This is a genomic window from Exiguobacterium marinum DSM 16307 (assembly GCF_000620845.1).
Classification (GTDB): domain Bacteria; phylum Bacillota; class Bacilli; order Exiguobacteriales; family Exiguobacteriaceae; genus Exiguobacterium; species Exiguobacterium marinum.
On record NZ_KK211189.1, the window covers coordinates 2,468,664 to 2,481,417 of the forward strand.

Consider the following 12,754-nt stretch of genomic DNA (forward strand, 5'->3'; position numbering starts at 1 on the left):
ACTCCTTTTTCTCTACAAGGCTACCTTCGACAGACAACTAGTTCGTGCAACCGTTTGTCTATGAAAGCGCTGTATTTAATCTCATCTTTCATTTTACACAACTGAACTCAGAATGCAATCGTTTGCATAAAACTTTTTCTTTCTTTTTTTTTCACATTTTTTCAGACAAAAAAACTGCCTTTTGTCGAGGCAGTCTAAATGAATCATCATTTATGGTCTTCTTGATTTTCACCGAACGCGGCATTCGCTTCATGTCCTTCAAAAACATCGCTCCGTCCATCATTGAATCCCGTATCGGGTTCGTCGATGATGAGAGCGTATCCACCTTGCTTGACTTGTGAATGCGCATGATCCACCTCATCATTTGAGATGCCTAAATCACTAAGAACTTGCTTCACGTCTTGACTCTTTCCTCCTTGGATGTTGTCTAGCCAAGACGTATCGCCTTCTTCCACTTTTACGTTTGTCTCACGCTTGACGACCCGAACCTCGTCTTCCTGCTCAGTCACAACGTATAATTCACCTTCATCATAGCCATTTTCTTTCAGCTCATTGATTTTGGAGAGAAGATTCCCTTTTGTTTCATATGTTCCGACAAATCGTCTTTTACTCATATTAATCCTTCCTTTCGATTTCAGTTCATTCTTGAAAGATGTTCCCTTCTTCTTTTAGCTTCAATCACCAGGATATGCAAAAAACGACCTCGCTCACGCGAAGTCGTTTAGATCATTCAAGAATTCGATTCAAGTGTCTCCACCGTCTTGCTATCCTTCTGTCCGCACGATTGACGTACGACCAGATAATGAGGCACGATGACGCGTTTCCCATAAGGTGGGGCACTATCACTAATCTGTTCAATCAAACAGTTCGTCGCTTCGAATCCAAGACCGAAAATATTGATTTCAACCGACGTGAGTGGCGGATTGGAGTGCTCTGCGATATAGACATTGTTGAAACTGACGACGGCGACGTCTTCAGGAATTTTAAGTCCCATCTCACTGAGTGTGCTGATGACACCGAGCGCCATCATATCATCACTGACAACGACGGCCGTTGGTGGTTCTTCGTTCTGAAGTAACTCACGGACAGCCATCGCTCCGCCTTTCGTCATAAATTCAGCACGTGCAATATAGTCTTCACACACCGGAATGCCCGCTTCCATGAGGGCGGTCGCATAACCGTTCCGACGGTCTTGTGTCACCGCAAGTTTGTCCGATCCACCGATGAAGGCGATTCGACGGTGACCCAGGTTATAGAGATGTTTCGTCACCTCACGACCGGCAAGATAGTTGTCCGTATCGACATATGTGATCGAAGAAGCGTCCCCGAACGGCTTCCCGACCACGACGAACGGAAACTTCGTTTGACGTAAATATTGGACGACTTGGTCGTCTTCTCGTGAATAGAGGACGATCACGCCGTCGACACGTCGTCCTTGTACCATTTCAATGACACCGGACAGTACTTCTTCCTCTGTCACTCCAGTTGTCATATAGAGAGAGTATCCATTTTGGTGCGCCTTCGTGCTGATACCTCGCAACACTTCAGGGAAAAATGGATTTTGGAGCGTCTTTGTCGCCGCACTCGGCATGACGAGACCAATCGACTGCGTTGAGCGGTTCGCGAGACTTCTCGCATGAATGTTTGGATGATACCCTAGCTCTTCCATCGAACTTCTAACCCGTTCTTTTGTCTTTTGGCTGATTCTTGGGCTGTTGGCGATGACACGAGATACTGTCGACGGCGCGACGTTCGCATGCTTCGCAACATCTTTGATTGTAATTTGCATGGTGTTCCCCCCTGCTTCCGTGAATTCATACCTTAAGGCGTTTCATTTCTTTATTTGCGGCGCTTCCACATGACCAAACCTGTCAAGAAAATCGGAATCGTGACGACAAGTAATCCCATCATCCATGGATTTACCGATGACTCCTCAACAATGTAAGCGTTCGCACTTTCACCAGATAGTTCAATTGTAAACGTTCCGCGCCGATCTGTGACCAGTTGTGAGAATAATAGACCGCGAAGTCTCGTATCTTCCCCGATTTCATTGACATCGATTTCAATCTCTCGATCCTCGCTGTTCATGTTGATCGCATATAACGCGATGTCATCTCCATCTTTCCGCTCAAAGACAGCCATCCCATCTTCGGATGCAATCATGCGCTGTTCACCAGTCGCAAATACTGGGTATTCTTCACGCATGCGATTCATCGTCGCCATGTATTCATGCAATTCTTCATTTCCCGGGAATTCTGTCATAACACGGTTCGCCGGGTCGGCTCCACCGGTCTGTGCATTTTCTGTTCCTTGGAAGACGATTGGCATGCCAGGTGACGCATAAAGCGCGAACAACCCGAGGCGTAACCGTCGTTCTGCTGACTTCACGTCGCCGAGTTCTGCCATATGCATGAAACGTTCGACATCATGGTTATCGAGGAACGTCGCCATTTGGTTCGGGTCGTTGAAGAACGTTTCTGCATAGCTTGCGGCAACATCGATTTCGTCGACATTCGCCTGTTTTTGCGTCATCGTTTTCGACACCCGATCATAAAACGTAAAGTTTGTGATGCTGTTGAATCCAAGATTATCATATTGTGCGACATATTTCGGATCCGGGTCGAACACTTCGGCGAGTAAGTAAAAGTCAGGGTCGATTGAACGAACACCTTCGACAAAGTCTTTCCAAAATGCTTTGTCGACGTGACGAACCGTATCGAGGCGATAGCCGTCGATGTCCGTCTCTTCGATCCAGTACTTCGCCGCGTCAATCAAATACGACTTGACTTCCGGATCCTCTGTTTTGAAGTCAGGTAAGTCGAACAACCAGTGCGTCTCGACTTGCTCCTGGTCTTTCCAAAATACGATCGGTAGTTGCTCGTGGAACCATTCCGGCTTTTCTTCCACCCATGGATGGTTCGGACCGACGTGGTTGACGACGAAGTCGAGGATGACTTTCATGTCTCGCTTGTGCGCCTCAGCGACGAGCTCTTGCAAATCCTCTTTCGTCCCAAATTGCGGGTCGATGTTGTAGAAATCTTTTATCCAGTACCCGTGATAGCCGTCCGGCATATTTTCAAAGACGGGTGTTAACCAAATCGACGTGAACCCGAGTGACTCGATATAATCGAGTTTTTCAATGACTCCACGGATGTCCCCGCCATGAAAAGCTTTCGGATCGTCTTTGTCTACCTGTTCATTGTTGTCGGGGTTCCCGTCAACAAAACGGTCGACCATAATAAAATACATGCGTTCTTGTTCCCAAGTAGCAGCTTCCTTTGCTCCGACGATAGTCGGAAACAAAAGAAGCGACAGGAGCACGAGCACGACGCCTCGTCTCATATCGCTTCCTCCTTTTACGAGTATTATCCTTTCGTACCACCCGCTGTTAGGCCAGAAACGAAGTAGCGTTGGAACATGAAGAACAAGATGACGATCGGGAGGGCTGAAAGGACAGCACCTGCCGCGAACAACGTGAAGTTGTTATCAAATTGTTTCGAGATCATGTTGTAAAGACCAACTGCCAATGTTTGTTTCTCTGGTGAACGAAGGACGAGCGATGCCAAAATAAAGTCGTTGAATGGTCCCATGAAGTTAAAGAGAGCAATCGTTGCGACAATCGGCTTCGCAAGCGGCAAGATGATTTGCCAAAAGATTCGGAGGTGACCGGCACCATCCATTCGAGCAGCTTCGTCAAGTTCTTTCGGAATCGTGTCGAAGTACCCTTTCGCCAAGTACGTGTTCATCGGAATCGCACCACCTGCATAGAGCAAGATGAGCGCTGTATGTGTGTCAAGAAGACCGAGCATGTTGAGCAATACATAAATCGCGATGATTGCAACGAACTGTGGCACCATTTGAAGGACGAGGAACAAGACGAGCGAGTTTTTCCGTCCAACGAAACGGTAGCGCGAGAAGACGTATCCAGTAATCGTTACCAAGATGACAGAGAGTGCCATCGTAATGAAAGCGATTTTTAACGTGTTCACATACCATAAACTATAATCCGAAATCGTTAAATCAAACAAGTTTTTGTAGTGAACAAATGTCGGGTTTGAAGGAATAATCGTTGACGTAATCGTACGCCCCGGGTTGAACGATGTACCGACAACCCAAAGCATCGGATAGAGAATGATGACCGACGCAAGCGTCAAGATAACATACGAGATCGCCAAATTGATTCGTTTTTGTTTTTTCATATCAGATCATATCCTCGTCTTTGAAAGATTTTGTCCGACGGAACTGGATGACCGCAAGCGTCATGATGAAGAATGACAGAATGAGCGTGATCGCAGCCGCAAGTCCGTATTGCGGGTTGGCACCGAGGGACAATTTGTAAATCCAAGAAATCAAGATGTCGGTACCGCCGGCCGTTTGTCCAGGTACAGCAGGGCCACCGCCATTAAAGAGATAAATGATATTGAAGTTGTTGAAGTTGAACGTGAACTGTGTGATCAAAATCGGTGCTGTCGCGAACAAGAGCATCGGCAATGTGATCAAACGGAACTTATCAAAAATCGTCGCTCCGTCAATCGTCGCAGCTTCATACAAATCACCAGGAATTGATTGAAGCACACCTGTCATGAGCGTCATGATGAACGGGAATCCGAGCCACCATTGAATGAGAACGAGTGCCGAACGGGTAGCCGTCGGATCGGTCATCCAGTTGATTGGATCAAGACCGAGTGCCGGCAGAATCGTCGTATTGAACACCCCAAACGATTCGTTGAACATCGAACGGAAAATCAAGATTGTGATAAATGCTGGAACTGCCCAAGAGAGAATCAAGATTGAGCGGAATAAGCGACGGAAGCGAAGACCTTCTTGGTTCAAGAGCACCGCAAGGAAAATACCGATTGCGATGACACCAGTTGTAGAAGCAACCGTCCAGACAAGTGTCCAACCTAGAACCCCGACGAACGTGTCTCGGAAAATATCGATTTCAAAAATGCGCGTAAAGTTCTCAAACCCTACCCACTCTACGAGTTTCGCTGGTGGTGCATTGTTGTAGCGATAGTTCGTAAAGGCGATCAAGAACGTAAAGATTAATGGAAGAATAACTGTAAACACTAACAAAATGAGTGATGGGATCAACATTAAGTATGGGAATCCATGGTCACGCAAGTTGCGAAGTTGCATTTGGAACGATGGAAGGTTTAGATGCTGATCACGAGCGCGACCGACACGATAGGCGTCACGAATGTTCCAAATATAGAACGCGATTCCGAAGAAAAGTAAAATTAACGCGACAATCCCCTCGACCATCAAAAAGATGGAGTGGTCGTTACGAGGTCCTGGCACTTCACCAAGCGTGATCAATCCCCAAAGTCCTCCACGGTCACCTGGTCCGGCGCCCGCCCCTTTGAAAAATAGATCATAGTTTACGGCAAAATAAGATACGACGACGATAAAGAACGCTACCGCTTTCGCGTATTGTTTGTTATAAAATTGTCCGAATCCCGGAATGATGGAAAGTAATCCCGCGTTCCGAGCATGGTTTGTAGGCTTATCCGGGCGTTGGTCCGGTGATTTAGGGTTCGCAATTGCAGCCATCCTCAGTTTCTCCTTTCGATTTGAGCAAATCAATCAAGCAAACGTTTGCTCAATGCTAGAAAATGATGGGGAACGCCTAGCGGCGTACCCCGTCATTTCAATTCCTTATTGGTTATTCGCTTGGATTTGTTGTTCGATGACTTTGACTGCATCGTCTGCAGATTTTTGTGCATCTTGTTTACCAGTCGCTACGAGCTGAAGTGCTTGTGCCATTGGCTCCCAAACTTGTCCCATTTCAGGAATGTTTGGCATTGGGATAGCGTTTGTCGCTTGATCAAATACCGCTTTCGCAACTTCGTTCGATGTGATTGTCTCGTTCGACTCGAGTGCTGCTACTGGTGGAATCTCGTTGTACGATTCAAACATTGCCAATGCGTTTTCTTCATTTGTTAACTCTTGAAGGAACATTTCAGCCCACTCTTGGTTTTCTGTGTAAGCTGAAAGGGCATATGTTTTCACACCCATGAACGTCTTGATCGGCTCACCGTTTGGAAGTGTCGGCATTGGAGCCGCACCAAGGTTTACGCCTGCATCTGTGTAACCAGCTACAGCCCAAGGTCCGTTCATGACTGAATGAGCTTTCTTCTCAGTGAAGAGTTGGTCCATCGCTTGGCCACCAGACTCACCGATCAACCCTTTAGGGAAGAGGCCTTCTTCGTACCATTTACCGATGTATTCGAATCCTTCAACTGCACCTTCATTGTTCAAACCGATATCCGTTGGGTCGAGTGCGCCACCGTCTTCTTTGAACACGTATCCGCCGAATCCTGCAACAACACCGTGAGCGAAGTAGAAGTTATCCCAAAGTGAGAGGAATCCATATTCGCCGTCAGCTTTTACATCGTTAGACAACTTGTAAAGGTCGTCCATTGATGTTGGCGCTTCAGACATCAAGTCTTTGTTGTACATGAGAACTGGTGTCTCAACTGATTTCGGGTAACCGTAAGCTTGACCGTCGAACATGACAGCTGATTTCGAAGCGTCAGTGAACGCATCGAGTGAACCTTCGTCAGCAATCGGAGTCAAGTGACCTTGGTCTGCGATTGTACCGATTTGGTCGTGTGGGACGAGAATGATGTCCGGACCTTTACCAGCTGGACCGTCAAGCGCGAGCTTGTCTTTTTGATCCGTCATCTGTACTTCGACGACTTCAACTTTTACGCCATGCTCTTCTTCGAATGCTTTCGCAACTTCTTTTGTTGTTTCAGACTTTTCGATGTCTTCCCAAATGACGATCTTCTCAGGCTTGTTCTCGCTTGAAGAACCACCTTCGTTAGAAGATTCGTTGTCTGTTCCGCCACCACATGCAGCTAGTGCACCGAATGCGAATACTGCTGTTGAAAGTCCTGCTACCATTTTTTTCATCTTCATGATGAAAAACCTCCCCAAGGAAATAGTATGGTCAGATTTGCGCAATCGCACGACCACGTCAATTTTAAAACTCCGCTACGAAATTGACATGGTAGTGAAAACGTTTGCATCCTCACCTCAATTTTTATTATACAGTTGTGAAAGCGTTTTACAAGTCTTTTTTTACACTTTTTTTACGACTGTTGACCCATTTATGTAATTTTTAAAAAAATGTTCTCATTTATACAATTTTTATAAGCTTCAGCAATTGACAAAATGTAAACGCTTTATTAACCTTTGCTTGAGCAAACGTTTTCACAACCCCTGTTCTCTTTGATGCACGGTGTTGTAAAATGATGTCATCCCCTATTAAAGAAAGGACTGTTTTCCTTATGATGAAAGAAGCGATTTATCATCGTGCCATGTCCCCATTCGTCTACAAATATGACCGTGAGACAATCCATGTTCGTTTCCATACGAAGCGTGGTGATATTGAATCGGTTGATTTGATTTGGAATGACCCTTACGATTGGCACGCTGAAGACCCGGCGATGTGGAACTTTGATCCGAGTAAGCCGAGCTATTGGCGTACATACGAAACTCCAATGGAGAAGATTGGTTTCGATGATACTTATGATTATTGGTTCATCGCGATTAAACCACCATTCCGACGTCTTCGCTACGGCTTCCGTTTGAATGATGGGCAAGAGACGGCCGTCTACACTGAAAAAGGATGGTTCGAGGAAAAACCACTTGATGACACGGGCTATTACTTCTGTGTTCCATTCATTAATCCAATCGACATTTTCCATGCACCATCATGGGTGAAGGACACGGTTTGGTACCAAATCTTCCCGGATCGCTTCGCCAATGGAGATGCTTCACTCAATCCAGAAGAAACTCTCCCATGGAACTCGACAGAGCCGACAACGACGAACTTCTTCGGTGGCGATTTCCAAGGTGTCATCGACCATATTGATCATTTAGTCGAACTCGGCATCACAGGAATCTATTTCTGCCCAATATTTAAAGCGACGACAAACCATAAATACGACACACTCGACTATATGGAGATTGATCCACAGTTCGGAACGAAAGAGAAGTTTAAAGAAATGGTCGACCTGTTGCATGAGAACGGCATTAAGGTCATGCTCGACGCCGTCTTCAATCACGTCGGGTATCATCATCCGTGGTTTAAAGATGTCGTGGAGAACGGTCCGGATTCTGAGTACCGTGATTGGTTCTACCTTCGTGAATTCCCGATTGCGACGGAACCGAAGCCAAACTATGATACGTTCGCATTCGAGAAGAACATGCCGAAGATCAACACCGAACATCCAGAATTAAAAGCTTACTTATTAGATGTCGCCCGTTACTGGGTCGAAGAGTTCGGCATCGATGGCTGGCGTCTCGACGTCGCCAACGAAGTTGACCATGCGTTCTGGCGTGACTTCCGCAAAGCAGTCAAACAAGCTAATCCGGAAGCCTATATTCTCGGAGAGATTTGGCACGACGCACAACCTTGGCTACAAGGTGACCAGTTCGATGCCGTCATGAACTATCCGTTCACGAACGCGAGTCTCAATTATTTTGCGCTCGACCGGACGACCGCTTCCGAGTTCCGAAACGAATTGACGCGCGTCGAGATGATGAATACGATGAACGTCAACGAAGTCACGTTCAACTTGATTGACTCGCACGACACACCACGCGCCTTGACACGAGCTAATGGCCATAAAGGGAAATTCAGACTATTGATGACTTCGATGCTCACGTACACGGGGAGTCCATGTATCTACTACGGGGACGAAATCGGGCTTGAAGGTGAACAAGATCCGGGATGCCGCCGCTGCATGCCATGGGATGAAGCCGAAGAAGACCGTAATCTCTTCCGTTACATTCAAAAGCTCATCCAGCTACGGAAAGAGCATCCAGTACTCGCCAACGCGGGCTCGTATCGCTTCAACCTAGTCGATGATTCCAACAACGCCGTCATCATCGAACGATGCACGAAAGATGAGACATATTTGGTCTACTTCAACAACTCCGACTCTACTTCAAAACTGAATCCACTCGGTTATAGTGGCGCCGCCTATGACCTCTTACAAGATCGTGATCTCGATTCACTCGAAATCGAACTCGCACCATTCAGCGCCGCTATTCTGAAATTGAAATAATTTCGAAAATCACCTGATTCATTCGGGTGATTTTTTTGTTGAAAATAATTCAGCAAACCCCTTTCTTTTTCATTTCATAAGGAGTAAGATGACCTTTGACATTTTTACAAAACAAATAGTTAACAGAAAGAATTATAGAGAAAAGGGAGAATACACTACATGCAGACGAAACAAACGGAACAGCTCACCTTGTTCAAACTGTCGTGGCCGATTTTTATCGAACTTGCCCTCCATATGGGGACCGGGATCATCGCCACATTGATGCTTGCTCACTACTCGGATGCCGCCGCTTCGGCCGTCGGGGTCGCTAACCAAATTTTAAACGTGTTCTTGATTGTCTTCAGTGTGACGTCTGTCGGGGCTACGATTTTGATCGGTCAAGCCATCGGGGCACAGCGCATGAAGAAAAGTCGCGACTTCGCCCGCTCCGCTGTCAGTTTGAACATGTGGCTCGGTGCGATTATGGTCGTCGTCATCTTCTTGTTCGGCGAAACGTTCTTACGCCTATTCGGGCTGTCAGACGAACTGTTCGCGCACGGCCTGCTGTTCCTTCAAATCGTCGGCTTGTCGTTATTTACCGAAGCGCTGATCATGGCGCTCAGTTCGATTCTACGGAGTCACGGCATGACGAAGCACGCCATGCTCGCGACGTTGTTGATTGACATTATTACTGCAGTCGGAGCCGTCTTCGCCGTCACTGGTTGGTTCGGGCTTCCTGTAACCGGTGTTGCCGGTGTTGCTTGGGCCATCGTAATCGCACGGTTCGCCGCAATGATTCTCTTGTTTTGGCTCGTCAAGCGTAAACTTATGATTCGCTTCCCGTTAAAAGAAGTCATTCGTCCGAAGAAAGACGATATCCAGTCGCTTCTGCAAATCGGGATTCCTTCTGCCGGAGAGAACTTATCGTATCAAGCATCACAAATCGTCATCACCGGTTTCATCGCAACGATGGGTGAGGCTTCTCTTGCCGCTCGTGTATACGTGATGAACTTGTCGATGCTCGCCTTCTTGTTCACTGTCGCTGTCGCTCAAGGGACACAGCTTTTGATTGCACGAGACATTGGAGGGAAACGATTCAAAGAGGCGTATCATCGCGCCGTCAAGACGTTGAAGATTGCCATGTTCGCCTCGTTCATCGCCTCTCTCGGTTTGGCAGTATTCAGCGAATCGTTACTCGGTCTCTTCACATCAAACCCTGACATCATCGCAGTCGGGGTACCGATTTTATGGGCAACGCTCATCTTAGAGCCGGGTCGTGCGATGAATATCGTCTTGATGGGTTCATTGAAGTCTGTCGGGGACGTGCGTTTCCCAGTCATGATTGGAATTGCCTCGATGTGGGGTGTCGCCGTCGCATTCAGTTATTTGTTCGGTCTTCAAATGGGACTCGGCATCCTTGGGATTTGGCTCGCCTTCTCCCTCGATGAGTGGTTCCGTGGCTTCTTCGCATTCCGTCGTTGGAAATACGGGACGTGGCAACAAAAAGGCTTCCAGTTCGAAGCAAAATCAAGCACGTAAAAAGCGGCCGAGGGCCGCTTTTTTCATTTCATCAAGAAAGCCTGCATCGCCTGGCGGTGAACGTCCGTGTCCCCACACTTCCGCTGCCATTCGATTTCTTCATTCAATCCGTCCTCAAACGAAGTGGCTCGCATGAGCGCCTTCATCCCTTGAACGGCAATTGGTGATTTTGCAGCGATCGTCTCTGCATAGGTCGTTAATCGCTCCGTATACATCGCATCTTCCACTAGCTCTGTGACGAGCCCGAATGTATGCGCGACCTCCGCGTCAATCGTACTGCCATTCCACAACCAATCTAGCGCCAGATCGTGGCGCATGAGTCGACGTAAGTGGTACGGTCCACCAGCATCCGCCACTAACCCGATTTTAATGAACGCCGAGCTGAATTTCGTCGATTTGGCGACGATTCGAACGTCTGCCGCAAGTGCCAAACTGAGTCCCGCTCCAGCTACTACGCCGTGAATCCCTGCGATGAGCGGTTTACGGCATGAGAAAAGCGCACGTACGAGTGGATGATACACATCCTCTAAATATTCCCCATAATCCGCATCACTCTCAATCGTTAAATCTTGTCCGGATGAGAACGCCCGTCCCTCGCCGACAATGACGATGACGCGAACCGCATCGTCTTGATCAAATGTGTCGATTGCCGTTTTCATTTCACGAAGCAACGTCTCGTTCAATGCGTTCAGCTTTTCAGGTCGGTTCAGTTTCAACCACCCTACCCCATTATGTGTCGTCAATTGAATCGTCTCCACTTTCATTCCCCCTTCAAAATGAATCACTGTTCATTTCTTCATCGTTCCATCAAACTCCTTCCTTTACTGAAAAGTTTTTTGAAGTTCAATTGCCGGGAAGTTGGTCTATTTGCTATTCTAAAAGAAGTCAGTCACGAAAGGATGAGTCAGATGCAACTGACAAACGCCGCTCGGCAATTGAAACAGAAGAAGATTCCGTTCACTTATCATACGTACGAAGTTGATGAAACCGATGTCTCGGCCAAACATGTGGCGATGACATTGAATAAACCACTTGATGAACTGTATAAAACGATTTGTCTCGTGAACGAGAAAAAGCAATACGCTTTCTTTCTCATCTCTGGAGAACGTGACATTGATTTAAAAGCAGCCGCAAAAGCTTGGGGGGCGAAGAAAGCAGCGCCAGTCCCGATGAAAGAACTCGAAGCGCTGACGGGATATATTCGAGGTGGTGTCTCGCCGATTGGGGCAAAAAAAACGTTTCCGATGTATCTGCACGAAGCAGCTAAAGACAGAGAGACAATCACCATCTCTGCCGGGAAACGCGGCTACCAAATCGAGTTAACGCCTGAAGATTTACTGCAATTTACAAACGGTCACTGGTTCAGCCAATGACCTTATTGGGGGAAAAATTATGTGGAAAGAACGCATCCGTTCGTGGATTCCAAACTCCTTTACGTTCGGAAACTTATTCTGTGGTGTAGTCGCAATCGTCTATGCTGCTCGTGGTGACTTCTCAAACGCCACGCTATTGATCATCATTGCGATGATGCTCGACAGTTTAGACGGACGACTTGCCCGTATGCTCGGGGTGGCCGGGGACTTCGGGAAAGAATTGGACTCTCTCGCCGACATCGTCACGTTCGGAGTTGCACCGGCGATGCTCGCTTATTACACTTTCTTTATTGACTATGGTAATTATGGTTTATTCTTTGCTGCACTCTTCCCGCTCTTTGGCGCCTATCGACTCGCTCGCTTCAACTTATCCGCTACAAACGTTTCGGCCAGTTACTTCTCAGGTGTCCCGATCACGGCTGCTGGCGGACTACTTGCTGTCATCACGACGTTCGGGGACCGGGTCAGCGAACTGTTGACACCTATTTTCTTTACGGGGCTTGCACTTTTAATGGTGAGTCGTGTCCGCATCCCGAGTTTTAAAGATGTGCCACTACCACGTCACTCGTTCATTATCACGATCAGCCTTATCTATGTGACATACATGATGTTCGCAAGGTGGAAAGAATGGCCGACTTTCTGGTTTATCGCTGTTCCTTTTTATATCTTATTTATCGCCTTTTCGTTCGTAAAAAAACGGAAAAATGTAGCAAATTAAGAGTCTCATTCATTGAGGCTCTTTTTTCGTACATGTATTTGTTAGACCTAGACTGAGATGACCTT

Annotated in this window: 11 protein-coding genes; 4 read left to right on the top strand and 7 right to left on the bottom strand. The window is 47.1% G+C overall.

The genetic code is table 11. The features are described 5' to 3' along the window. Positions 1-206: 206 nt before the first annotated feature. The 6 genes from P400_RS0113040 to P400_RS0113065 form a co-directional block, all read right to left on the bottom strand. A complete protein-coding gene (locus P400_RS0113040; RefSeq protein ID WP_026826624.1) occupies positions 207-614 on the bottom strand; it encodes a general stress protein in 408 nt (135 codons plus the stop codon). 116 nt (positions 615-730) lie between these two features. Beyond that, positions 731-1,789 carry a LacI family DNA-binding transcriptional regulator gene (locus tag P400_RS0113045; RefSeq protein WP_026826625.1) on the bottom strand — a complete coding sequence of 353 codons (1,059 nt, stop codon included), beginning with the start codon at positions 1,787-1,789 and terminating at the stop codon, positions 731-733. 50 nt (positions 1,790-1,839) lie between these two features. Continuing rightward, positions 1,840-3,342, bottom strand: a complete 1,503-nt coding sequence (locus tag P400_RS0113050) for an alpha-amylase family glycosyl hydrolase (RefSeq protein WP_026826626.1) — start codon at positions 3,340-3,342, stop codon at positions 1,840-1,842. A gap of 23 nt (positions 3,343-3,365) precedes the next feature. Continuing rightward, positions 3,366-4,199 (bottom strand): sugar ABC transporter permease, encoded by an 834-nt coding sequence (locus tag P400_RS0113055; protein ID WP_026826627.1) that lies wholly within the window; start codon positions 4,197-4,199, stop codon positions 3,366-3,368. Position 4,200: 1 nt separating this feature from the next. Continuing rightward, entirely contained in the window at positions 4,201-5,553 is a 1,353-nt protein-coding gene (locus P400_RS0113060; RefSeq protein ID WP_026826628.1) for a carbohydrate ABC transporter permease, read from the bottom strand. Between the two features lie 105 nt (positions 5,554-5,658). Further along, complete coding sequence (locus tag P400_RS0113065) at positions 5,659-6,924, bottom strand: extracellular solute-binding protein (protein WP_084483611.1); 1,266 nt, start codon at positions 6,922-6,924, stop codon at positions 5,659-5,661. A 371-nt stretch (positions 6,925-7,295) separates the two neighbouring features. On the opposite strand from P400_RS0113065, the gene P400_RS0113070 reads away from it, so the two are divergent. Both P400_RS0113070 and P400_RS0113075 read left to right on the top strand, forming a co-directional pair. After that, positions 7,296-9,080, top strand: coding sequence for a glycoside hydrolase family 13 protein (locus P400_RS0113070; RefSeq protein WP_026826630.1), 1,785 nt, complete (start codon positions 7,296-7,298; stop codon positions 9,078-9,080). A gap of 159 nt (positions 9,081-9,239) precedes the next feature. Further along, a complete protein-coding gene (locus tag P400_RS0113075; RefSeq protein WP_026826631.1) occupies positions 9,240-10,598 on the top strand; it encodes an MATE family efflux transporter in 1,359 nt (452 codons plus the stop codon). Between the two features lie 23 nt (positions 10,599-10,621). On the opposite strand, the gene P400_RS0113080 is transcribed toward P400_RS0113075, so the two are convergent. Beyond that, entirely contained in the window at positions 10,622-11,362 is a 741-nt protein-coding gene (locus P400_RS0113080; RefSeq protein ID WP_034771553.1) for an enoyl-CoA hydratase/isomerase family protein, read from the bottom strand. A gap of 144 nt (positions 11,363-11,506) precedes the next feature. Here P400_RS0113080 and ybaK point away from each other — a divergent pair, with 144 nt between their 5' ends. Together ybaK and pssA are read left to right on the top strand one after the other, a co-directional pair. Further along, positions 11,507-11,971, top strand: coding sequence for a Cys-tRNA(Pro) deacylase (ybaK, locus tag P400_RS0113085; protein WP_026826633.1), 465 nt, complete (start codon positions 11,507-11,509; stop codon positions 11,969-11,971). A gap of 19 nt (positions 11,972-11,990) precedes the next feature. Next, positions 11,991-12,689 (top strand): CDP-diacylglycerol--serine O-phosphatidyltransferase, encoded by a 699-nt coding sequence (pssA, locus tag P400_RS0113090; RefSeq protein WP_026826634.1) that lies wholly within the window; start codon positions 11,991-11,993, stop codon positions 12,687-12,689. Positions 12,690-12,754: the final 65 nt, after the last annotated feature.

Coding starts and splice junctions, on each gene's coding strand:
- P400_RS0113060 (WP_026826628.1), bottom strand. CDS start 5,553: ATGGCTGCAATTGCGAACCCTAAATCACCGGACCAACGCCCGGATAAG.
- P400_RS0113070 (WP_026826630.1), top strand. CDS start 7,296: ATGATGAAAGAAGCGATTTATCATCGTGCCATGTCCCCATTCGTCTAC.
- P400_RS0113075 (WP_026826631.1), top strand. CDS start 9,240: ATGCAGACGAAACAAACGGAACAGCTCACCTTGTTCAAACTGTCGTGG.
- P400_RS0113080 (WP_034771553.1), bottom strand. CDS start 11,362: ATGAAAGTGGAGACGATTCAATTGACGACACATAATGGGGTAGGGTGG.
- P400_RS0113045 (WP_026826625.1), bottom strand. CDS start 1,789: ATGCAAATTACAATCAAAGATGTTGCGAAGCATGCGAACGTCGCGCCG.
- P400_RS0113065 (WP_084483611.1), bottom strand. CDS start 6,924: ATGAAGATGAAAAAAATGGTAGCAGGACTTTCAACAGCAGTATTCGCA.
- P400_RS0113050 (WP_026826626.1), bottom strand. CDS start 3,342: ATGAGACGAGGCGTCGTGCTCGTGCTCCTGTCGCTTCTTTTGTTTCCG.
- P400_RS0113040 (WP_026826624.1), bottom strand. CDS start 614: ATGAGTAAAAGACGATTTGTCGGAACATATGAAACAAAAGGGAATCTT.
- ybaK (WP_026826633.1), top strand. CDS start 11,507: ATGCAACTGACAAACGCCGCTCGGCAATTGAAACAGAAGAAGATTCCG.
- P400_RS0113055 (WP_026826627.1), bottom strand. CDS start 4,199: ATGAAAAAACAAAAACGAATCAATTTGGCGATCTCGTATGTTATCTTG.
- pssA (WP_026826634.1), top strand. CDS start 11,991: ATGTGGAAAGAACGCATCCGTTCGTGGATTCCAAACTCCTTTACGTTC.